Origin of the sequence: Vibrio cholerae ATCC 14035, from assembly GCF_000621645.1 — a bacterium.
Lineage (GTDB): Bacteria > Pseudomonadota > Gammaproteobacteria > Enterobacterales > Vibrionaceae > Vibrio > Vibrio cholerae.
This window is the reverse complement of sequence record NZ_JHXR01000016.1, coordinates 64523-85590: the sequence shown is the minus strand read 5'-3', so window position 1 is coordinate 85590 and position 21068 is coordinate 64523. Positions and strand designations below refer to the sequence as shown.

Here is a 21068-nt window from a genome sequence, read left to right as displayed (position 1 = left end):
AAATTTAAACACTTGTTTAAGTGCTATTTTCAATGTCAATTTTTGTGTAATTAAATTACGTAATAACTTACGTATTTTGGTGTGTGAATTGTGTGGGGGTGGCAACCGAATAAAACTTCGAATTTAACCTTGGGTTAACTTTTGCTCTTTCTTGTTGGTGCTTTGTGGGTTAAGGTTTATTGGCATTGTTAAGACTTATGTCTAGTGCCCGGAGTCTTGCAAAAGTGCGCAATTTAAGTGACTTTAAATCACAACGGATAAGCCAACTGAATAATGAAAATTTGTAGTTTTAAAGTTACAAATGTTCTTGGTGAGTGTTTCAAGGAAGGAATTTATGTCAATCAATACTGCTGAATTAACCCAACACACCACGGAAACCAAAATCACCCAAGGCAAGCTTGCTGTGGTGGGTACCCTTTCACCCGAACATCAAGCGATTTTCCCTGTCGAAGCCCAAACTTTTTTACAGCAACTCTGTGAGCGCTTTGCGCCGCGAGTTGATGAATTGCTGAACTTGCGTGAACAAAAACAAACGCTTATCGACCAAGGCCAGCTACCTGATTTTCTTGCCGAAACCAAAGATATCCGTGAAGGAAGCTGGAAGATTCTCGGCATTCCAGACGATCTGCAAGATCGTCGCGTAGAGATCACGGGGCCAATCGATCGCAAAATGGTGATTAATGCACTGAACGCGAATGTGAAAGTCTTTATGGCTGACTTTGAAGATTCGATGTCGCCCGCGTGGGACAAGGTGTTGGATGGGCAGATCAACCTGCGTGATGCGATTCTGGGCTGCATAAGCTATACCAACCCAGATAATGGCAAGCGTTATGAGCTCAATGCCAACCCAGCGGTGCTTATCTGCCGCGTGCGCGGTCTGCATCTCAAAGAAAAACATGTCACTTACAACGGCTTGGCGATTCCCAGTTCACTGTTCGATTTTGCGCTCTATTTTTACAACAACCATCGCGCACTGTTGAAAAAAGGCAGTGGCCCTTATTTCTACCTACCTAAGCTGCAAGCTTATCAAGAGGCGCAGTGGTGGAGTGACGTGTTCCATTTCACGGAAGATTATTTTGGTTTAGACACAGGCACCATCAAAGCAACAGTGTTGATTGAAACTCTGCCTGCGGTATTTCAGATGGATGAGATCCTCTTCTCACTCAAAGAGCACATTGTCGGTCTGAACTGTGGACGCTGGGATTATATTTTCAGCTACATCAAAACCTTGAAAAAGCATCCCGACCGCGTATTGCCGGATCGCCAAGTGGTGACCATGGATAAGCCTTTCCTCAATGCGTATTCCCGTTTGTTGATTTACACCTGTCATAAACGCGGCGCGTTTGCGATGGGCGGGATGGCGGCGTTTATTCCAGCCAAAGATCCTGCGCTCAATGAGCAAGTGCTACAAAAAATTCGCGGCGACAAAATGCTTGAAGCGACCAATGGCCACGATGGCACTTGGGTTGCTCACCCCGGTTTAGCGGATACCGCGATGGCGGTGTTTAACGAAGTGCTTGGTGAGCGCAAAAACCAACTCAATGTAAGCCGAATGGCCGATGCTCCGATAACCGCGGCCGATCTATTGGCACCTTGCGATGGGCCACGCTCTGAGCATGGCATGCGCCACAACATTCGCGTTGCGTTGCAATACATCGAAGCATGGATTTCTGGTAACGGTTGTGTGCCGATCTACGGCTTGATGGAAGATGCGGCGACAGCGGAGATTTCACGCGCTTCGATTTGGCAATGGATCCAACACGGCAAAACGTTAGATAACGGGCAAGTGGTCACTAACGAACTGTTTCGCGACTACCTCAAACAAGAGATTGAGGTGGTGAAAAGTGAAGTGGGTGAGTCCCGTTTTGCACAAGGGCGTTTTACTGAAGCGGCCGAATTGATGGAGCGCTTAACGACCAGTCAAGAGCTACCGAATTTCTTAACCATACCGGGCTACGACTACTTGCCGTAGGCCTCTATAACACCAGTAAGGTGAAAAAACACCAGTAACGTGAAACCACTTTACGATCAGCGAGCGCAGTACTGATCGAACAAGGAATCGAGCTGCCAACAGGCAACCAATATACAAGAGGGATAGATTATGACACTGACTCGTCGCCAACAAATTGAAGCACTAGAAAAAGATTGGGCAACCAACCCACGCTGGAAAAATGTGAAACGCACTTACACCGCTGAAGAAGTGGTGAGTTTGCGCGGCTCGGTTGTACCAGCCAATACCATCGCCCAACGTGGTGCAGACAAACTGTGGGAACTGGTGAATGGTTCAGCGAAAAAAGGGTATGTGAACTGTTTGGGCGCACTCACTGGCGGCCAAGCGGTGCAACAAGCCAAGGCGGGCATTGAAGCGATTTATCTCTCTGGCTGGCAAGTGGCGGCGGATAACAACACCGCAGGCACCATGTACCCAGACCAATCTCTCTATCCAGTGGATTCTGTACCGTCAGTCGTACGCCGCATCAATAATGCGTTTCGTCGCGCTGACCAAATCCAGTGGTCAAACGGCAAATCACCACAAGATGAAGGCGGAATTGATTACTTCCTGCCAATCGTCGCGGATGCGGAAGCCGGTTTTGGTGGCGTACTCAACGCTTATGAGTTGATGAAATCTATGATTGAAGCGGGCGCTGCTGGCGTTCACTTTGAAGACCAATTGGCTTCGGTGAAAAAATGTGGCCACATGGGCGGCAAAGTATTGGTACCGACTCAAGAAGCGGTGCAAAAACTGATTGCAGCACGTTTGGCTGCCGATGTTGCAGGCACGACTACGTTAGTGATTGCTCGCACCGATGCTAACGCCGCCGATTTGCTCACTTCAGACAGCGATCCGTACGATGCCGATTTCGTGACCGGTGAGCGTACTTCCGAAGGTTTCTACCGTGTACGCGCGGGCATTGACCAAGCGATTTCTCGCGGCTTGGCTTACGCACCTTACGCAGATTTGGTGTGGTGTGAAACCGCGAAGCCGGATCTGGAAGAAGCGCGTAAATTTGCTGAAGCGATTCATGCACAATACCCAGATCAACTGTTGGCTTACAACTGCTCACCGTCGTTCAACTGGGAAAAGAATCTCGATGCGAAAACCATCGCCCATTTCCAGCAAGCGCTGTCGGACATGGGTTACAAGTACCAGTTCATCACGTTAGCGGGTATTCACAACATGTGGTTTAACATGTTTGAGTTAGCGCACGCTTACGCGCAAGGCGAAGGTATGCGTCACTATGTCGAAATGGTACAGCGTCGCGAATTTGAAGCAGCATCCAAAGGTTATACCTTCGTGGCGCACCAACAAGAAGTGGGGACGGGTTACTTCGATAAGATGACCAACACCATTCAAGGCGGCAACAGTTCGGTGACGGCTCTGACCGGCTCAACCGAAGAAGATCAATTTCACTAATCGATAATCCACCATTCTGTGCGAACCTTGGCGGCCGAATGGCCGCCTTTTTTAGGGTGAGCGTTTACTCTGCTTGAGTATGGCGAACCCATTCCTACATGCCGCTACAAATCGTTTGGCCGAGCCGAGAATGAATCGGGTGATAGCTTGACTTATTGCTCCTCATCCAACTCATCGGGTTCACTCTCTTCCTGAAGCTCGAGCAGATTGATCGCAATTGTCACGAAATCACTGTCGGTAATGATCCCAACTAACACGTCTTTGGCGACGACAGGCAAACAGCCAATTTTGTGTTTTTGCATGTAAATTGCGCTTTCTTTGAGCCCCGCTTGCGGCGCGACGCTCGCAACATCGGTGTGCATCACCTCAAACAGCGGAGTTTCGAAGGTGAGAGAATCGCCTTGGGCACTGCGCTGCAAGCTGGATTCCTGAGCCGCCAACAAATCGCGTTGGCTGACGATACCCAGCAGCTTTTTATTCGCATCCACAATCGGCACGTGGCGAATATCCAGCGCCTCCATAAGATGTTTCGCATCGTTGAGCGTGTGAGTCCGCAATAAGGTGTGCGGGTGACGCGTCATCATGTCTTCAACTTTGATCATAGCCAACTCCTTTCTGCGCAGAGAACCATCGGAGCCGGGGTCTCTAACCCCTTTTCCCATTAACGCTTTATTATTTAACTATAGTGTGATTGGCCAGCAACTTCTGCGAAGTGAAACCGAAATATGCGGATTGTTGAATCCGTTGGCGAACCTGATGGCTCTTTACAAAAGGTTACCTTGCGAGAGGTGTATCACCACGCAGCATTCCTGTATCTTGAGCGCACTTAGGTATATACTGGCGCGCCGCGAAATCGGGCGACGATACTGATCACTTAATCAAGAAAGAGCCATGCAAGTTTCAGATTTTCATTTTGAACTCCCAGACGAGCTGATTGCTCGCTACCCAAAAGCAGAACGTACCGCGAGCCGCTTGCTGCAGCTTGACGGCAACAGTGGTCAACTGGTGGATGGCACCTTTAAAGATGTCCTCGAACTGGTTGAACCGGGAGATCTGCTGGTGTTTAACAACACGCGAGTGATCCCAGCTCGCATGTTTGGGCGCAAAGCCAGCGGTGGCAAATTAGAAGTGTTGGTAGAGCGTATGCTCGATGAGCACACGATTTTAGCGCACGTTCGTTCATCAAAACCGCCCAAACCGGGTACTGAACTTTATTTAGGCGAGAACGATGAGTTTCATGCCGTGATGCAGGCGCGTCACGATGCGTTGTTTGAAATCCGTTTTACTGCGGAAACCGTGGTATTGGATATTCTCAATCAAATTGGTCACATGCCGTTGCCACCTTACATCGACCGTCCTGATGAAGAGACAGATAAAGAGCGTTATCAAACGGTGTACAACCAAAAGCCGGGTGCGGTAGCTGCCCCAACGGCGGGTTTGCATTTTGACCAAGCGCTGCTTGAGCAGATCCAAGCCAAAGGCGTTGAGTTGGCGTATGTGACACTGCATGTTGGCGCGGGGACCTTCCAGCCTGTGCGGGTGGAAAATATTCACGATCACCATATGCATGCGGAATACGTTGAAGTGCCACAAGAAGTGGTGGATGCGATTGCGGCGACCAAAGCGCGTGGTGGTCGAGTGGTTGCTGTGGGTACCACCTCAGTACGTTCACTCGAAAGTGCGGCGCAAGATGCGCTGCAAAAAGGCACCGAGTTAAAGCCATTTTTTGGTGATACCGAAATCTTCATCTTCCCGGGGTATCAATACCAGTTGGTGGATTGCTTGATCACCAATTTCCACTTGCCTGAATCGACCTTGATCATGCTGGTGAGTGCGTTTGCAGGTTATGAGCACACCATGGCCGCTTATGAACATGCGGTCAAAGAGCAATATCGCTTCTTTAGTTACGGCGATGCGATGTTTATTCGTAAGCAGACGACTAAAGCGTAATCATCCCTAATCACTTGGAGTGGTTGCTTCAGGTGGCAAGGGATAACGAAAACGAGTGCTGGCAGTAGCCAGAAAAGGTGCAGACCTTTTTCGCAGGGAAACGCGACCGCTCCGCAAAGAGCCTTGTTGATGGCAATAAGGCTTGAATTATCGACCTGCTGAGAGCGTAAGTTTGCGCGATTAGGTGGGTAAAAATGGTCAGACTGTTTCTCTGACATTGGAGGCTTCGTGAAATTAAAATTTGAACTGAAAAAGAAAAACGGTAATGCCCGTCGTGGTCAATTGATTTTTGAACGCGGCACAGTGCAAACCCCTGCGTTTATGCCCGTAGGTACTTACGGCACGGTAAAAGGGATGACCCCTGAAGAAGTGAAAGAGACCGGCGCACAAATTCTGCTCGGTAACACTTTCCACCTCTGGCTGCGCCCTGGCCAAGAAGTGATGAAAATGCACGGTGACTTGCACGATTTCATGAACTGGCAAGGTCCTATCCTGACTGACTCTGGTGGTTTTCAGGTATTCAGCTTAGGCGATATCCGTAAGATCACCGAAGAAGGCGTGCATTTCCGCAACCCAGTAAACGGCGACAAAATCTTTATGGACGCCGAGAAATCGATGGAAATCCAAAAAGATTTGGGTTCAGACATCGTGATGATTTTTGACGAGTGTACGCCATACCCAGCGACCCACGATGAAGCGAAAAAATCGATGGAAATGTCTCTGCGTTGGGCAAAACGTTCGCGTGACCACTTCGATAAGCTCGAAAACCCGAACAACCTGTTTGGTATCGTACAGGGTGGTGTGTATGAAGATTTGCGTGATGTATCGGTAAAAGGCCTGACGGAAATCGGTTTTGATGGTTATGCTGTGGGTGGTCTTGCGGTGGGTGAGCCGAAAGAAGACATGCATCGTGTACTGGAACATACCTGTCCACAACTGCCGGAAGACAAGCCACGTTATCTGATGGGCGTCGGTAAACCGGAAGACTTGGTGGAAGGTGTGCGTCGTGGTATCGACATGTTTGACTGTGTGATGCCAACGCGTAACGCACGTAACGGTCACCTGTTTGTGACGGGTGGTGTGATCAAGATCCGTAATGCAGCACATAAAACCGATACAACACCACTGGATCTGCATTGCGACTGTTACACTTGCAAAAATTATTCGAAGTCATACCTGCATCATTTGGATCGCTGTAACGAAATCCTCGGTGCACGCTTGAATACCATCCATAACCTGCGTTACTACCAACGCTTGATGGAAAGCATTCGTAAAGCGATTGATGAAGACCGTTTTGACCAATTTGTAGCCGAGTTCTACGCGCGTCGTAACCGCGAAGTGCCACCACTACAAAAAGACAAAGCCTGATTTCGTGCACTGGGTTGGATTTGCGTGGTAAGCCGCTTGAATTCACCCCTGTGCATCCCAATAGAATCAACATTAAACAACAATAACTTAGAGGACGTTTCTCAATGAGTTTAATTTCTGTAGCACATGCCGCAGGCGAAGGTGCCCCACAAGGTGGCGGTTTTGAAATGATCATCATGCTCGCGATGTTCGCAGTGATCTTCTATTTCATGATCTACCGTCCACAAGCTAAGCGTGTCAAAGAACACAAAAACCTGATGGCTGCGATGGCAAAAGGTGACGAAGTGTTGACCTCTGGTGGTCTAGTGGGTCGTATCACTAAGATTGCTGAAGATAACGCTTACATCACAATCGAGTTGAACACCAACAACGAAGTTGTGATCAAGAAGGACTTCGTGACTGCAGTGCTGCCAAAAGGTACGCTGAAATCTCTTTAAAACAGCCATAGGATCCTCGCTGTGCTAAACCGTTATCCGTTATGGAAGTATCTGATGGTGATGTTAACCATCGCCGTTGCAGCCTTGTATGCACTTCCAAATATCTACGGTGAAGATCCAGCTATCCAAATAACAGGGGCGCGTGGCGCCTCTGTTGATATGTCAACGCTGGATGCTGTCACCGATGCGCTCAATAAAGCGCAACTCTCCCAAAAATCCATTGCTCTTGAAAATGGCTCAATCCTTGTTCGTTTCAATGATACGGATACGCAAATCAGCGCCCGAGATATCATCAGTGAAGCGTTAGGTAAGGATAAAATCGTCGCGTTAAACCTCGCTCCTTCAACGCCAGATTGGCTAGAGTCAATTGGTGCTGCACCAATGAAACTCGGCCTTGATCTGCGTGGTGGTGTGCACTTCCTGATGGAAGTGGATATGGATGCCGCGATGGAAAAATTGGTCAGCCAACAAGAAGAAGCTTTCCGCAGTGATCTGCGTGACGAGAAAATTCGTTACCGCGCGATCCGTCCATTATCGGATGCGGTTGAAGTGACCCTGCGTGATGCCGAGCAGCTTGCGCAAACTAAGCTGCTTCTGGAGTCGAAACACCGTGATATGACCTTTACGACTTCAGAATCCGATGGCCGTTTTGTGCTCGTGGCTAAGTTTACCGAAGCTCGCTTACAGGAAATTCGCAACTACGCCGTTGAGCAGAACATCACTATTTTGCGTAACCGGGTGAACGAACTGGGTGTGGCTGAGCCTCTGGTTCAACGCCAAGGTGCGACACGTATCGTGGTAGAGCTGCCGGGTGTACAAGACACCGCGCGTGCTAAAGAAATCTTAGGCGCGACCGCAACCCTTGAGTTTCGTGAAGTGGACGATAAAGCCGACCTTGCCGCTGCGGCAGCAGGACGTGCGCCAGCTGGCAGCGAAATCAAGTTCGATCGTAATGGTCGTCCTGTAGTGCTGAAAAAGCGCGTGATTCTGGGTGGTTCAAGCATTACCGATGCAAGCTCAAGCGCCGACGAATATGGTCGCCCACAGGTGAACATTTCGCTCGATAGCGAAGGCGGCAACAAGATGTCAGCGTTCTCGAAAAAGAACATTGGCAAGTTGATGGCGACGGTATTTGCTGAATACAAAGACAGCGGTAAGCGCTCTCCTGAAGGTAAAGTCATTCTGACCAAGCATGAAGAAGTGATTAACCAAGCGACGATTCAGTCGGCATTGGGACGTAACTTCCGTATTACTGGGATTGATTCACCGGCAGAAGCGCATAACCTTGCTCTGCTATTGCGTGCCGGTGCTTTGATTGCGCCAATTTCTATCGTCGAAGAGCGCACCATTGGTCCATCAATGGGTCAGCAGAATATCGATATGGGTATTCAGGCCTGTATTTGGGGTATGGTGGCGGTAATGCTGTTTACGGTTCTTTACTACCGTAAGTTTGGCATGATCGCTAACATCGCACTGATGGCGAACCTCGTGCTGATCATTGGCGTAATGTCGATGATCCCGGGCGCAACCATGACCTTGCCGGGTATTGCTGGTATCGTGTTGACGGTCGGTATGGCGGTCGATGCCAACGTACTGATTTTCGAGCGTATTCGTGAAGAGCTACGCGAAGGAAAAAATCCGCAGCAAGCGATTCATCAAGGTTACGCTAACGCATTCAGTACCATTGCCGATGCCAACATCACCACCTTAATTACGGCGATCATTTTGTTTGCCGTTGGTACAGGGGCGATTAAAGGCTTCGCAGTGACGCTGTCTATCGGTATTTTAACCTCTATGTTTACCGCGATTGTGGGTACACGTTGTATCGTGAACCTGCTGTATGGCGGCAAACGTATCAACAAATTGTCGATCTGAGGCTGGGGTAAGTTATGTTTCAAATCCTAAAAGCAGACAAAATGATCGACTTTATGCGTTGGTCGAAATTCGCCTTCGCCTTGTCGCTGGTGATGATTGCCGCATCGATTTTTACTCTGTCTACCAAATGGCTGAACTGGGGGCTGGATTTCACGGGCGGTACATTGATTGAAGTGGGCTTTGAGCAGCCTGCCAATCTGGAGCAAATCCGTAGCGCCCTTGAAGCGAAAGGTTTTGGTGATGCTACCGTGCAAAACTTTGGTTCTGCACGTGATGTAATGGTACGTCTACGTCCTCGTGATGATATGGCGGGTGAGGCGTTGGGTAACCAGATCCTCGCGGCGATCAAAGAAGGTACCGGCGGCAACGTGGAAATGCGCCGTATCGAATTCGTTGGCCCGAACGTGGGTGATGAGCTCACTGAAGCGGGCGGCTTGGCGATTCTGGTTTCTTTGCTGTGTATCTTGCTTTACGTGTCAGTACGCTTTGAATGGCGTTTGGCTGCAGGTGCGGTGCTGGCATTGGCGCACGACGTCATCATTACTTTAGGCATCTTCTCTATCTTACAGATTGAAGTTGATCTCACGATTGTTGCAGCATTGCTGACGGTTGTGGGTTACTCACTCAACGATACCATCGTGGTGTTTGACCGGATCCGTGAAAACTTCCGTAAGATGCGCAAAGAAGAACCCGCAGAGATCATGAATAGCTCAATTACACAAACTTTGAGCCGTACTTTGATCACTTCAGGTACCACTTTGTTTGTGGTGATTGCCCTCTTTACTCAAGGTGGAGCAATGATCCACGGTTTTGCGCTGGCCTTGTTGCTGGGTATTACCGTTGGTACTTATTCTTCTATCTATGTGGCATCAGCACTGGCGCTGAAACTCGGGATCACCCGTGAGCACTTATTGCCTCCACAAGTAGAGAAAGAAGGCGCAGAGTTGGATGAAATGCCGTAGGCATCTCTTTCATCGATAAATAAAAAAACCGCTGCTAAGTCAGCGGTTTTTTTATCAAGCTTGGTTAGCTATGACCTGATTGATCATGAAGCAGTAGGCGATCGGTTGATAGAACAAAAAAAAGCCCTGCCATAATGGCAGGGCGATATCAGCTGTGACGGAGCAGATATTATTTCAAAATTGCGCTGTTACCGTTTTCACGGATGTGCTGCAGAATCGCTTTCACACCACGTGGGCTTGATGCCACGATGTTGCCCGATTGCATGTAATCGGTGCCGCCAGCAAAGTCAGTCACGATGGCACCCGCTTCACGAGCAATCAGTTCACCTGCAGCCATATCCCAAGGTTTTAGGCCAAGCTCAAAGTAGCCATCAACGCGGTTTGCGGCTAGGTAGCACAGATCCAGTGCGGCTGAACCAGTACGACGGAAATCTGCACATTCAACAAACATTGCAGAGAGGATCTTCATGAAAGATTCTGAGTGCTGTTTTTGTTTGAATGGGAATGCGGTGGCCAAAACTGCGCCTTGCAGATCTTTGATTGGCTGAACGCGAATACGAGCGTTGTTGAGCTGTGCACCTGCACCACGTTGGGCAGTGAACAGTTCGTTAGTCATTGGGTCGTAAACACAAGCGACTTCAGTTTTGCCTCTAAAGCGTACCGCAATAGAAACAGCAAAGTGAGGGAAACCTTTTACAAAGTTAGTGGTGCCATCCAGTGGGTCGATGATCCATTGCACTTCCTTATCTTTACCTTCGATAAGGCCGCCTTCTTCTGCAATGATGCAGTGCTCAGGGTAAGAGCTTTTGATGGTTGAAACGATAATCGCTTCTGCTTCTTTGTCGACGTTAGTCACAAAGTCGTTGCTGCCTTTCTGAGTAGTTTGAATCTTCTCTGCGTTTTCCAGAGATTTGGCAATATGGTTACCTGCTTTTCGCGCGGCGCGAATAGCGATATTTAGCATTGGATGCATACGAGTTTCCCAACGGATGTTAAAGAACGAAAAAGCGGGCGGCAGTATACCAAAACAAATCAAAAAAGGAAGTGGTTATTTTTTGTGCGCTTAGTTGCTCGTCAAGGTAAAGGGTCTGACCATTTTGGTCAGGTTTGTGTTAATATCCCGCGGCTTTGTTTGGAGTACATTTTAGCAAATGATGTTAGAACGCGTGAAAGTCGTATTGGTCGGCACAACTCACTCTGGAAATATTGGTTCGGCCGCTCGGGCGATGAAAGTCATGGGGCTGAGCCAGATGGTGCTGGTCGATCCGCAGTGTCAGGTTGATGCTCAAGCGATCGCGTTAGCCGCAGGGGCAAGTGAAATTGCACTCAATGCGCAAATTTATCCAACGCTGGAAGCCGCCGTTGCTGATTGTGGGTTAGTCGTGGGCACCAGTGCGCGTTCACGCACCCTTGAATGGCCAATGCTTGAGCCACGCGAGTGCGGAGAAAAACTCATCAGCGAAGCCAACCAACATAGTGTGGCTATGGTGTTTGGTCGTGAACGTACTGGCTTGACCAATGATGAGCTGCAACTGTGTCACTACCACGTATGCGTGCCTGCGAATCCAGAATACAGCTCACTGAATTTAGCAATGGCGGTTCAACTGCTGAGTTATGAAGTGCGGATGGCCTATCTTGCTTTGCAGCAGAGCTCGCAAAGCAGCACATTGCAGGAAGAGTATCCGCGTCATCAAGAGTTGGAGCGTTTTTATGCCCATCTTGAACAAGTGATAATGCAAACCGAGTTTATTTCTGCGCAGCAGCCGGGGCAGGTGATGAATAAACTGCGCCGCATGTTTACGCGCGCTCGGCCAGAAGCTCAAGAAATCAATATCTTGCGTGGGATCTTAACGTCAGTACAAAAGTCAATCTCACGCAAAGAATAAGCTTATAAGTCTCAGGGTTAAATACCTGACTAAATTAGTCAAATAAATACTTGACCAAAAGAGTCAAGTATGGAAAACTTCCAGCCACATAAACAGTGTGGATACGGTGTGATTATGAGACTGACATCTAAAGGAAGATATGCGGTAACAGCCATGTTAGATGTGGCTCTGCATTCGCAACAAAACCCAGTACCGTTGGCGGACATTTCTGAGCGCCAAGGCATTTCTCTCTCGTACTTAGAGCAGCTTTTTTCTAAGTTACGTAAAGCGGGCTTAGTCGCCAGTGTGCGCGGTCCGGGCGGCGGTTATCGCTTAGGAATGGACTCATACGCCATTTCTATTGGTACTGTGATTGCCGCGGTTGATGAATCGGTCGATGCGACCAAATGCAACGGGAAAGGGGATTGTCAGGGCGGGACTCGCTGTCTGACTCACACACTGTGGCGTGATCTCAGCTCACGCATTACGGATTTTCTTAACAACATCACGCTCGGTGAGCTGATGATGGATAACGAAGTTCTCGAAGTTTCAGATCGTCAAGATCTTCATCTTGCGGTCAGCCAAAGGGTTTCGCAAAACAACTCAAACACAGTCACCATTGGTGCTGCGCCTTTTGGTATTAATGTTCGCTCATAGCGGCAAGGTTTACACTGGAGTAGAAAATGAAACTGCCTATTTATCTAGATTATTCAGCGACATGCCCGGTTGATCCGCGCGTAGCTGAAAAAATGGTTCAGTACATGACGATGGATGGTACCTTCGGTAACCCAGCTTCGCGCTCGCACCGTTATGGCTGGCAGGCAGAAGAAGCGGTAGACACTGCGCGTGAGCAAATCGCAGCCCTGCTGAATGCAGACCCACGTGAAATTGTGTTCACTTCGGGTGCTACTGAATCTGACAACCTCGCGATCAAAGGTGTTGCTCACTTCTATAACAAGCAAGGCAAGCACATCATCACCAGCAAAACCGAACACAAAGCGGTACTGGATACCATGCGCCAATTGGAGCGTGAAGGCTTTGAAGTGACTTATCTTGATCCAGAAAGCAATGGCTTGGTTGATCTGGCTAAGCTTGAAGCCGCGATGCGTGATGACACTATTTTGGTTTCTATCATGCACGTGAACAATGAAATCGGCGTGGTGCAAGATATCGCAGCGATCGGCGAACTGTGCCGTTCACGTAAAGTGGTGTTCCATGTTGATGCAGCGCAATCCGCGGGTAAAGTGGCTATTGATGTCCAAGAGATGAAGGTTGATCTGATTTCTCTTTCTGCGCACAAAGCTTACGGCCCGAAAGGTATTGGTGCTTTGTATGTTCGCCGTAAACCACGTATTCGTCTTGAAGCACAAATGCACGGTGGTGGTCATGAACGTGGTTTCCGTTCTGGTACTCTGCCGACTCACCAAATTGTGGGTATGGGTGAAGCGTTCCGTATCGCGAAGGAAGAGCTGCAGCAAGATTACGATCACGCACTGAAGCTGCGTAATCGTCTGCTTGATGGCATTAAAGATATGGAAGCCGTGACCATTAACGGTGATCTGGATCAGCGTGTACCACACAATCTCAACGTCAGTTTTGCGTTTGTAGAAGGTGAATCTCTGCTGATGGCACTGAAAGATCTGGCTGTATCGTCAGGCAGTGCATGTACTTCAGCCAGCCTTGAGCCTTCTTACGTATTGCGCGCTCTGGGTCTTAACGATGAACTGGCACACAGCTCAATTCGCTTCTCTTTTGGTCGTTTCACGACCGAAGCAGAGATTGATTATGCGATCGAACTGATCCGCGTAGCAGTGGATAAACTGCGTGCGATGTCTCCACTTTGGGACATGTACAAAGACGGCGTAGATCTGAACACGGTTGAGTGGGCACACCACTAATCATTCCAAGGTTATAAAGGATTCGAGGTAACGAACATGGCATACAGCGAAAAGGTCATTGACCATTACGAGAACCCACGTAACGTTGGTTCATTTGATAAAGAAGATCCTTCTGTAGGTAGCGGCATGGTTGGCGCACCTGCGTGTGGTGATGTAATGCGTTTGCAGATCAAAGTATCACCAGAAGGCATCATCGAAGATGCAAAATTCAAAACTTACGGCTGTGGTAGCGCAATTGCTTCTAGCTCGCTAGTGACTGAGTGGGTGAAAGGCAAGAGCATTGATGAAGCGGCAGCGATCAAGAACAGTGAAATCGCCGAAGAGCTCGAATTGCCACCGGTGAAAATTCACTGCTCAATCCTAGCCGAAGATGCCATCAAAGCCGCTGTTGCGGACTACAAGAAAAAGCATCAACACTAATTCGTTTGGGAGCGTCGAGCGCTCCCACCCTTTAATTTATTGAAATCATAAGGTTGAAGTATGGCCGTCACTCTTAGCGAAACCGCAGCAAGCCGAGTAAAAACTTTTCTGGATAATCGTGGAAAAGGCATCGGTTTACGTCTTGGTGTCAAGACAACTGGGTGTTCGGGAATGGCGTATGTGCTCGAGTTTGTTGATGATCTCAACGAAGAAGACCACGTATTTGAAAGCCATGGTGTGAAGGTGATCATTGACACCAAAAGCATGGTCTATTTAGATGGCACTCAACTCGATTACAAAAAAGAAGGGTTAAACGAAGGCTTTGAATTCAACAACCCAAATGTCAAAAGCGAATGTGGTTGTGGTGAAAGCTTCAACGTTTAACGGTAACTGACCATCGAGACTGTTCTCGATCACAGGACCGCTATCAAGATGAATTATTTTGAATTATTTGGGCTGCCGATCCAGTTTGAACTGGATGGTAGCCTTCTTTCTTCTCAGTTCAGAGCGTTGCAGAAACGATTCCATCCGGATAATTTTGCTACCGCTTCTGAGCGTGACCGCCTAATGGCAGTGCAGCAAGCCGCGCAAATTAACGATGCGTATCAGACACTGAAAGATCCACTCCGCCGCGCGGAATATCTTTTGTCGTTACAAGGCATAGAGATGAACGCTGAGCAGCAGACGCTGCAAGATCCGATGTTTCTGATGGAACAGATGGAGCTACGCGAAGAGCTAGAGTCCGTGACGGCTTGTGCAGATCCAGAGGCCGCCTTAGTCGCTTTTGACACTAAGGTAACCGCGATGCAGCGTCATTATCTCGCACAGCTACAAGGCCAATTAGCTCAAAGTGAGTGGTTAGCGGCGGCTGATCAGATCAGAAAGCTCAAATTTATTGCCAAACTCAAAAATGAAGTAGAACGAGTCGAAGACCAACTGCTTGGCTAATTCAAGATTCAAAGGAACAACTGATGGCATTACTTCAGATTGCAGAGCCGGGGCAAAGTTCGGCACCACACCAGCATAAGTTGGCTGCGGGTATTGATTTAGGCACCACGAATTCACTGGTCGCTTCTGTGCGCAGCGGAACCGCAAGCACACTCGTCGATAGCCAAGGGCGTAGTATTCTCCCCTCAGTGGTGAACTATGGTGCTGATGCGACTCGCGTCGGCTATCCCGCTCGTGAACAAGCTGAAACCGATCCGCACAACACTGTGATTTCGGTAAAACGTCTGCTTGGACGTTCACTGCAAGACATCAACCAGCGTTATCCTCATCTGCCTTACCGCTTTAAAGCGAGTGAGAAAGGCTTGCCGATTGTGCAAACCGCGCAAGGGGATAAAAACCCTATTCAAATCTCTGCCGATATTTTGAAAGCCTTGGCAGAACGTGCCACCGCCACCTTAGGTGGCGAATTGGCGGGAGTGGTCATCACGGTACCTGCGTATTTTGATGATGCGCAGCGGGTTGCGACTAAAGATGCTGCGGCGTTAGCGGGCTTGCATGTGCTGCGTTTACTCAATGAGCCGACAGCAGCGGCGATTGCTTATGGTTTGGACTCAGGCCAAGAAGGTGTGATCGCGGTGTACGATCTAGGTGGCGGCACCTTCGATATTTCGATTTTACGCCTTTCACGCGGCGTGTTTGAAGTGCTCGCAACCGGTGGTGACTCTGCACTGGGTGGTGATGATTTTGACCATCTGATCGCCGATCACCTGCAAGCACAAATCGGACTCACCAGTTTAACCGCTGAGCAGCAGCGCGCGCTGATTAACGCCGCGACACAAGCCAAAATCGATCTGACTGAATACATGACGGCTGAGCTGAATGTGCTTGGCTGGCAAGGTTCGCTTACTCGTGAAGAGTTGGAAAACCTAATTGCACCATTGTTGAAAAAGACGCTACTTTCTTGCCGCCGCGCATTGAAAGATGCCGGTGTTGAAGCGGATGAAGTGCTCGAAGTCGTGATGGTGGGCGGTTCAACCCGCACACCGTTTGTGCGCGAGCAAGTGGGGGAGTTTTTTGGCCGCACACCACTGACCAGCATCAACCCAGACGAAGTTGTGGCGATTGGTGCGGCGATTCAAGCGGACATTCTGGCCGGCAATAAGCCTGATGCAGAAATGTTGCTGCTCGATGTCATCCCACTCTCTTTGGGGATTGAAACCATGGGCGGTTTGGTCGAAAAAATCATCCCACGCAACACCACCATTCCTGTCGCTCGCGCGCAAGAGTTTACCACCTTCAAAGATGGGCAAACGGCGATGAGTGTGCATGTGGTTCAAGGGGAGCGTGAAATGGTTGATGACTGTCGCTCTCTGGCACGCTTCTCACTCAAAGGTATACCGCCGATGGCGGCAGGTGCTGCGCACATTCGCGTGACTTATCAAGTGGATGCGGATGGTTTACTTTCCGTGACGGCTTTGGAAAAAAGCACCGGTGTACAAGCAGAGATTCAGGTTAAGCCATCTTATGGTTTAAGCGATGACGAAGTCACCCAGATGCTCAAAGACTCCATGGCCTATGCTAAAGAGGATATGCTGGCGCGTGCGTTGGCAGAGCAGCGCGTAGAAGCCGATCGCGTGATTGAAGGCTTAGTTTCAGCCCTGCAAGCGGATGGTGATGAGCTGCTGAACGAGCAAGAGCGCCAAACTTTATTACAGGCGATCGAGCGCTTGATTGAACTGCGCAATGGCGATAATGCGGATGCCATTGAGCAAGGAATAAAAGACACAGACAAAGCGAGTCAGGATTTTGCGTCAAGACGAATGGATAAATCGATTCGTAGCGCACTGGCTGGCCACTCCGTTGACGAGATTTGAAGAGATTACCAACATGCCAAAGATTATTGTTTTGCCTCATGAAACCCTTTGCCCGGAAGGCGCAGTGTTAGAAGCGCAAACCGGGGAAACGATTCTTGATGTGGCACTCAAAAACGGTATCGCTATTGAGCATGCGTGTGAGAAATCGTGCGCTTGTACTACTTGCCACTGTATCGTTCGAGAAGGGTTTGATTCACTGGAGGAGAGTGATGAGCTGGAAGACGATATGCTGGATAAAGCTTGGGGTCTGGAGCCAGAATCTCGTCTCAGCTGTCAGGCTCGAGTGGCGGATGAAGATCTCGTCGTCGAGATCCCGAAATACACGCTAAACCACGCAAGCGAAGATCATTAATTCTTAGCCTCGGTCGCAGCCGAGGTAAAACCAATAGGAAGGCTAACCATGAAATGGACAGATTCACGCGATATCGCGATTGAGCTGTGTGACAAGTTTCCCGATGTCGATCCCAAAACCGTACGTTTTACCGATCTGCATCGTTGGATCATGGAGTTGGAAGATTTTGAAGATGATCCGAATCATTCCAACGAAAAAATCCTTGAAGCCGTCATTCTGTGCTGGATGGATGAATTCGAGTAATTCATCTCATGTAAAATGAAGTGAGGAGTCAATCAATATGGCGCTTGCTTTGTTTAGCAGGGGGAGAAACCCCACAGAGTTAACACTTCTTAGCAAAAAATGCGGACCACTTGGTCCGTTTTTTTATTCGGTTGACATTTTGCCTCGACATAATGCTAACATCTTGGCGATTTAATGAGATGGCACAGGCAAAGCCAATATTTAAGACAAGGAGAAACCATGTCTACACAGATGTCTGTATTTTTGAGTACTCAAGCTGCCCAGCCTCAGTGGGGAGAGAAAGCGCTCATTTCTTTTGCAGAGCAAGGTGCAACCATTCACCTGCAACAAACACAAGATTTCAGCGCAATCCAACGCGCAGCTCGTAAGTTAGATAATCAAGGTATCCGCACGGCATTCCTGGCTGGAGAAGGTTGGGATCTGGAGAGCATTTGGGCTTTCTATCAAGGCTACCGTGATGCGAAAAAGCGCAATACCGTCGAGTGGAAAGCGTTAGCGGCTGCTGAACAAGCAGAGCTAGAAGCGCGCATTAAAGCGACGGATTGGACACGCGATATCATCAACAAAAGCGCGGAAGAAGTCGCGCCACGCCAATTGGCGACCATGGCAGCAGAGTTCATCAAATCGCTTGCGCCTGACCATGTTTCTTACCGTATCGTCAAAGACAAAGATCTGCTCACTGAAGGGTGGGAGGGGATTTACGCTGTAGGCCGTGGCTCTGAGCGTACGTCGGCGATGCTGCAACTCGACTACAACCCAACGGGCGATGAAAATGCACCGGTATTCGCGTGTTTAGTCGGTAAAGGCATCACTTTTGACTCGGGTGGTTACAGCTTAAAACCTTCCAACATGATGTCAGCGATGAAAGCGGACATGGGCGGCTCAGGCATGATCACTGGTGCGCTTGGTTTGGCTATCATGCGCGGCTTTAACAAGCGCGTGAAACTCATTCTATGCTGCGCGGAAAACATGGTTTCCGGCCGTGCGTTGAAGCTTGGTGACATCATCACCTACAAAAATGGCAAAACCGTTGAAATCATGAACACCGATGCGGAAGGCCGTTTGGTGCTGGCCGACGGTCTTATCTACGCCAGTGAACAGAAACCGCAATTGATTATCGACTGTGCAACCTTAACCGGAGCGGCGAAAAACGCGCTGGGTAATGATTACCACGCACTGCTTTCTTATGATGAGTCGCTGAGCCAACAAGCATTATCTGCGGCAAAAGAAGAGAATGAAGCGCTGTGGGCTCTGCCTTTAGCTGAGTTCCACCGTGAAATGCTGCCTTCTAACTTTGCGGATCTGTCAAACATCAGTAACGGCGATTACACGCCGGGAGCCAGCACCGCAGCGGCCTTCCTTTCCTATTTCGTGGAAGGCTACCAAAAAGGTTGGCTACACTTCGATTGTTCAGCCACGTATCGCAAGTCAGCCAGCGATAAATGGGCTGCAGGAGCCACGGGCATGGGCGTGAAAATGCTCGCACGTATTTTGATGCAGCAAGCATAAATTTAAAGGCAGCTTGTATAGCTGCCTTGTTTTTATTAATAAAAGTATACCCTTCCAATTTGACGCTGCAGCGGTGTTGGCTCTGTTCGTTCATCCTAATCACATAGTGTGTCTATGCTGATGGAGGTGAACTCCCTTGCCGACTACCTGTGACGCCAAGTCGCTTGGGTATAACATAAGCACAATAAACAAAAGGAAATTTTATGGCTCTAGAAAGAACATTTTCGATCATTAAGCCGGATGCGGTGAAGCGTAACTTGATTGGTGAGATTTACCACCGTATTGAAAAAGCCGGTTTGCAGATCATTGCCGCGAAAATGGTTCACCTGTCGGAAGAGCAAGCCAGTGGCTTTTACGCTGAGCATGAAGGCAAACCGTTTTTTGAACCTCTGAAAGAATTTATGACCTCAGGCCCGATCATGGTGCAGGTCTTAGAGGGTGAAAACGCAATTGCACGTTACCGTGAATTGATGGGGAAAACTAACCCAGAAGAAGCCGCCTGCGGTACTCTGCGTGCCGATTATGCACTGAGCATGCGTTACAACTCAGTACACGGTAGCGACAGTCCTGCATCAGCCGCTCGTGAAATTGAATTCTTCTTTCCAGAATCAGAAATCTGCCCTCGTCCATAGTCTTTAAGACAGATTAATTAGGCTCCTAGTGTGGAGCCTAAATTTTGCACAAAATATAACCTGTCTTGAATTAACACCTTAGAAAAGACGCGGTTTTGCAGCCCTTGTTGTTGCTGAATAAAGGCTGTACAATTCGCGCCCTTAATTACTGTTCCGTCTTCCTGAGAGGCCCCATGACCACAGAAAAAGTCAATCTACTCGATTTTGACCGCAAGGGTTTGCGCACGTTTTTTGCCGAAGAACTGGGTGAGAAAGCGTTTCGTGCCGAGCAGGTCATGAAGTGGATTTATCACTTTGGTTGTGATGACTTCGATCAAATGAATAACATCAACAAGCAGCTGCGTGAAAAGCTCAAAGCCAAGTGTGAGATCCGTGCACCTTATGTCTCGGAAGCGCAACACTCGGCGGATGGCACCATCAAGTGGGCAATGCGTGTGGGTGATCAGGATGTAGAAACGGTTTACATTCCCGAAGATGATCGCGCGACCTTATGTGTATCTTCCCAAGTAGGGTGTGCGTTGGAATGCAAATTCTGCTCAACGGCGCAGCAAGGTTTTAACCGTAACCTACGCGTTTCAGAAATCATTGGTCAGGTTTGGCGTGCGGCACGTGAAATCGGTCTAGAGAAAGAAACTGGGCGTCGTCCTATCACTAACGTGGTGATGATGGGCATGGGTGAGCCTTTGCTCAACATGAAAAACCTCATCCCAGCGTTAGAGATCATGCTCGATGATCTCGGTTTTGGTCTTTCTAAGCGCCGTGTGACCGTTTCTACCTCTGGTGTGGTTTCTGGTTTAGAGCAGATGATTGGCCAAATCGATGTGGCTTTGGCTATCTCATTGCATGCGCCGAATGACAAGCTGCGTAGCGAAATCATGCCGATCAACGATCGCTGGAATATCGAAGCGTTTTTAGAGGTGGTGCGTCGCTATATTGCATCCTCAAATGCTAACCGCGGTAAGGTGACCGTTGAGTATGTGCTGCTGGATCATGTGAACGATGGTACAGAGCATGCTCACGAGTTGGCGGAATTACTGAAAAGGACGCCTTGTAAAATTAACCTGATCCCGTTTAACCCTTATCCGGGCTCACCCTACAAGAAGCCAAGTAATTCACGCATCGACCGTTTCCAGAAAACCTTGATGCAATATGAGCATACCGTCACCATTCGTAAAACTCGTGGTGATGACATTGATGCGGCATGTGGGCAGTTGGTGGGAGATGTCATTGATCGCACTAAACGAACCAAAGCTAAACAATTTGATGGACAAGCGATTCCAGTGAAAACACTGTAATTGATGTTATAAGATAAGCCAGAGA

21 protein-coding genes are annotated in these 21068 nt (G+C 48.8%); 19 read left to right on the top strand and 2 right to left on the bottom strand.

Annotated features, from left to right (window positions below):
- Window positions 1-334 precede the first annotated feature (334 nt).
- Together aceB and aceA are read left to right on the top strand one after the other, a co-directional pair.
- Complete coding sequence (gene aceB, locus T411_RS0110465; RefSeq protein WP_000026557.1) at window positions 335-1972, top strand: malate synthase A; 1638 nt, start codon at window positions 335-337, stop codon at window positions 1970-1972.
- A gap of 129 nt (window positions 1973-2101) precedes the next feature.
- Window positions 2102-3415, top strand: a complete 1314-nt coding sequence (aceA, locus tag T411_RS0110460; protein WP_000176892.1) for an isocitrate lyase — start codon at window positions 2102-2104, stop codon at window positions 3413-3415.
- Window positions 3416-3567: 152 nt separating this feature from the next.
- On the opposite strand, the gene T411_RS0110455 is transcribed toward aceA, so the two are convergent.
- Window positions 3568-4017, bottom strand: a complete 450-nt coding sequence (locus T411_RS0110455; RefSeq protein WP_000598453.1) for a CBS domain-containing protein — start codon at window positions 4015-4017, stop codon at window positions 3568-3570.
- A 289-nt stretch (window positions 4018-4306) separates the two neighbouring features.
- On the opposite strand from T411_RS0110455, the gene queA reads away from it, so the two are divergent.
- The 5 genes from queA (at window position 4307) to secF (ending at window position 10007) form a co-directional block, all read left to right on the top strand.
- Window positions 4307-5365, top strand: coding sequence for a tRNA preQ1(34) S-adenosylmethionine ribosyltransferase-isomerase QueA (queA, locus tag T411_RS0110450; RefSeq protein WP_001198120.1), 1059 nt, complete (start codon window positions 4307-4309; stop codon window positions 5363-5365).
- A gap of 228 nt (window positions 5366-5593) precedes the next feature.
- On the top strand, window positions 5594-6733 hold the full coding sequence (tgt, locus tag T411_RS0110445) for a tRNA guanosine(34) transglycosylase Tgt (RefSeq protein ID WP_000768199.1): 1140 nt from the start codon (window positions 5594-5596) through the stop codon (window positions 6731-6733).
- 104 nt (window positions 6734-6837) lie between these two features.
- Window positions 6838-7170, top strand: a complete 333-nt coding sequence (gene yajC / locus T411_RS0110440; RefSeq protein ID WP_000053137.1) for a preprotein translocase subunit YajC — start codon at window positions 6838-6840, stop codon at window positions 7168-7170.
- A 21-nt stretch (window positions 7171-7191) separates the two neighbouring features.
- Window positions 7192-9045: a protein translocase subunit SecD gene (gene secD, locus T411_RS0110435; protein WP_001890323.1), complete on the top strand. Its 1854-nt coding sequence runs from the start codon at window positions 7192-7194 to the stop codon at window positions 9043-9045.
- 14 nt (window positions 9046-9059) lie between these two features.
- A complete protein-coding gene (gene secF / locus T411_RS0110430; protein ID WP_000486403.1) occupies window positions 9060-10007 on the top strand; it encodes a protein translocase subunit SecF in 948 nt (315 codons plus the stop codon).
- A 169-nt stretch (window positions 10008-10176) separates the two neighbouring features.
- Here secF and suhB read toward each other — a convergent pair whose 3' ends face one another.
- Window positions 10177-10980, bottom strand: coding sequence for an inositol-1-monophosphatase (gene suhB, locus T411_RS0110425; RefSeq protein WP_000553435.1), 804 nt, complete (start codon window positions 10978-10980; stop codon window positions 10177-10179).
- Between the two features lie 181 nt (window positions 10981-11161).
- On the opposite strand from suhB, the gene trmJ reads away from it, so the two are divergent.
- From trmJ to rlmN, 12 genes are all read left to right on the top strand, one after another.
- Window positions 11162-11893: a tRNA (cytosine(32)/uridine(32)-2'-O)-methyltransferase TrmJ gene (trmJ, locus tag T411_RS0110420; protein WP_001918300.1), complete on the top strand. Its 732-nt coding sequence runs from the start codon at window positions 11162-11164 to the stop codon at window positions 11891-11893.
- Window positions 11894-12007: 114 nt separating this feature from the next.
- A complete protein-coding gene (gene iscR / locus T411_RS0110415) occupies window positions 12008-12529 on the top strand; it encodes a Fe-S cluster assembly transcriptional regulator IscR (protein WP_001918301.1) in 522 nt (173 codons plus the stop codon).
- A 26-nt stretch (window positions 12530-12555) separates the two neighbouring features.
- Window positions 12556-13770, top strand: coding sequence for an IscS subfamily cysteine desulfurase (locus T411_RS0110410; protein WP_000775253.1), 1215 nt, complete (start codon window positions 12556-12558; stop codon window positions 13768-13770).
- Between the two features lie 36 nt (window positions 13771-13806).
- Window positions 13807-14190, top strand: a complete 384-nt coding sequence (iscU, locus tag T411_RS0110405) for a Fe-S cluster assembly scaffold IscU (RefSeq protein ID WP_000331703.1) — start codon at window positions 13807-13809, stop codon at window positions 14188-14190.
- A gap of 60 nt (window positions 14191-14250) precedes the next feature.
- On the top strand, window positions 14251-14574 hold the full coding sequence (gene iscA, locus T411_RS0110400; RefSeq protein WP_000301571.1) for an iron-sulfur cluster assembly protein IscA: 324 nt from the start codon (window positions 14251-14253) through the stop codon (window positions 14572-14574).
- A 48-nt stretch (window positions 14575-14622) separates the two neighbouring features.
- Window positions 14623-15138 (top strand): co-chaperone HscB, encoded by a 516-nt coding sequence (hscB, locus tag T411_RS0110395; protein ID WP_001105747.1) that lies wholly within the window; start codon window positions 14623-14625, stop codon window positions 15136-15138.
- 23 nt (window positions 15139-15161) lie between these two features.
- A complete protein-coding gene (gene hscA, locus T411_RS0110390) occupies window positions 15162-17012 on the top strand; it encodes a Fe-S protein assembly chaperone HscA (RefSeq protein ID WP_001196560.1) in 1851 nt (616 codons plus the stop codon).
- A gap of 13 nt (window positions 17013-17025) precedes the next feature.
- Entirely contained in the window at window positions 17026-17364 is a 339-nt protein-coding gene (fdx, locus tag T411_RS0110385) for an ISC system 2Fe-2S type ferredoxin (protein ID WP_001124187.1), read from the top strand.
- Window positions 17365-17412: 48 nt separating this feature from the next.
- Window positions 17413-17607, top strand: coding sequence for a Fe-S cluster assembly protein IscX (gene iscX, locus T411_RS0110380; RefSeq protein WP_000872176.1), 195 nt, complete (start codon window positions 17413-17415; stop codon window positions 17605-17607).
- 219 nt (window positions 17608-17826) lie between these two features.
- The gene (pepB, locus tag T411_RS0110375) at window positions 17827-19116 is read left to right on the top strand and encodes an aminopeptidase PepB (protein ID WP_000107236.1); all 1290 of its coding nucleotides are present in this window, start codon (window positions 17827-17829) and stop codon (window positions 19114-19116) included.
- Window positions 19117-19319: 203 nt separating this feature from the next.
- The gene (gene ndk / locus T411_RS0110370) at window positions 19320-19748 is read left to right on the top strand and encodes a nucleoside-diphosphate kinase (RefSeq protein WP_001162850.1); all 429 of its coding nucleotides are present in this window, start codon (window positions 19320-19322) and stop codon (window positions 19746-19748) included.
- A 173-nt stretch (window positions 19749-19921) separates the two neighbouring features.
- Complete coding sequence (gene rlmN, locus T411_RS0110365; RefSeq protein WP_000206078.1) at window positions 19922-21043, top strand: dual-specificity RNA methyltransferase RlmN; 1122 nt, start codon at window positions 19922-19924, stop codon at window positions 21041-21043.
- The last annotated feature ends 25 nt before the right edge of the window (window positions 21044-21068 follow it).

Excerpts from the sequence above, each read along its gene's own strand:
- aceB (WP_000026557.1), top strand. The coding sequence starts at position 335 with ATGTCAATCAATACTGCTGAATTAACCCAACACACCACGGAAACCAAA.
- aceA (WP_000176892.1), top strand. The coding sequence starts at position 2,102 with ATGACACTGACTCGTCGCCAACAAATTGAAGCACTAGAAAAAGATTGG.
- T411_RS0110455 (WP_000598453.1), bottom strand. The coding sequence starts at position 4,017 with ATGATCAAAGTTGAAGACATGATGACGCGTCACCCGCACACCTTATTG.
- queA (WP_001198120.1), top strand. The coding sequence starts at position 4,307 with ATGCAAGTTTCAGATTTTCATTTTGAACTCCCAGACGAGCTGATTGCT.
- yajC (WP_000053137.1), top strand. The coding sequence starts at position 6,838 with ATGAGTTTAATTTCTGTAGCACATGCCGCAGGCGAAGGTGCCCCACAA.
- secF (WP_000486403.1), top strand. The coding sequence starts at position 9,060 with ATGTTTCAAATCCTAAAAGCAGACAAAATGATCGACTTTATGCGTTGG.
- suhB (WP_000553435.1), bottom strand. The coding sequence starts at position 10,980 with ATGCATCCAATGCTAAATATCGCTATTCGCGCCGCGCGAAAAGCAGGT.
- trmJ (WP_001918300.1), top strand. The coding sequence starts at position 11,162 with ATGTTAGAACGCGTGAAAGTCGTATTGGTCGGCACAACTCACTCTGGA.
- iscR (WP_001918301.1), top strand. The coding sequence starts at position 12,008 with ATGAGACTGACATCTAAAGGAAGATATGCGGTAACAGCCATGTTAGAT.
- T411_RS0110410 (WP_000775253.1), top strand. The coding sequence starts at position 12,556 with ATGAAACTGCCTATTTATCTAGATTATTCAGCGACATGCCCGGTTGAT.
- iscU (WP_000331703.1), top strand. The coding sequence starts at position 13,807 with ATGGCATACAGCGAAAAGGTCATTGACCATTACGAGAACCCACGTAAC.
- iscA (WP_000301571.1), top strand. The coding sequence starts at position 14,251 with ATGGCCGTCACTCTTAGCGAAACCGCAGCAAGCCGAGTAAAAACTTTT.
- hscB (WP_001105747.1), top strand. The coding sequence starts at position 14,623 with ATGAATTATTTTGAATTATTTGGGCTGCCGATCCAGTTTGAACTGGAT.
- hscA (WP_001196560.1), top strand. The coding sequence starts at position 15,162 with ATGGCATTACTTCAGATTGCAGAGCCGGGGCAAAGTTCGGCACCACAC.
- fdx (WP_001124187.1), top strand. The coding sequence starts at position 17,026 with ATGCCAAAGATTATTGTTTTGCCTCATGAAACCCTTTGCCCGGAAGGC.
- iscX (WP_000872176.1), top strand. The coding sequence starts at position 17,413 with ATGAAATGGACAGATTCACGCGATATCGCGATTGAGCTGTGTGACAAG.
- pepB (WP_000107236.1), top strand. The coding sequence starts at position 17,827 with ATGTCTACACAGATGTCTGTATTTTTGAGTACTCAAGCTGCCCAGCCT.
- ndk (WP_001162850.1), top strand. The coding sequence starts at position 19,320 with ATGGCTCTAGAAAGAACATTTTCGATCATTAAGCCGGATGCGGTGAAG.
- rlmN (WP_000206078.1), top strand. The coding sequence starts at position 19,922 with ATGACCACAGAAAAAGTCAATCTACTCGATTTTGACCGCAAGGGTTTG.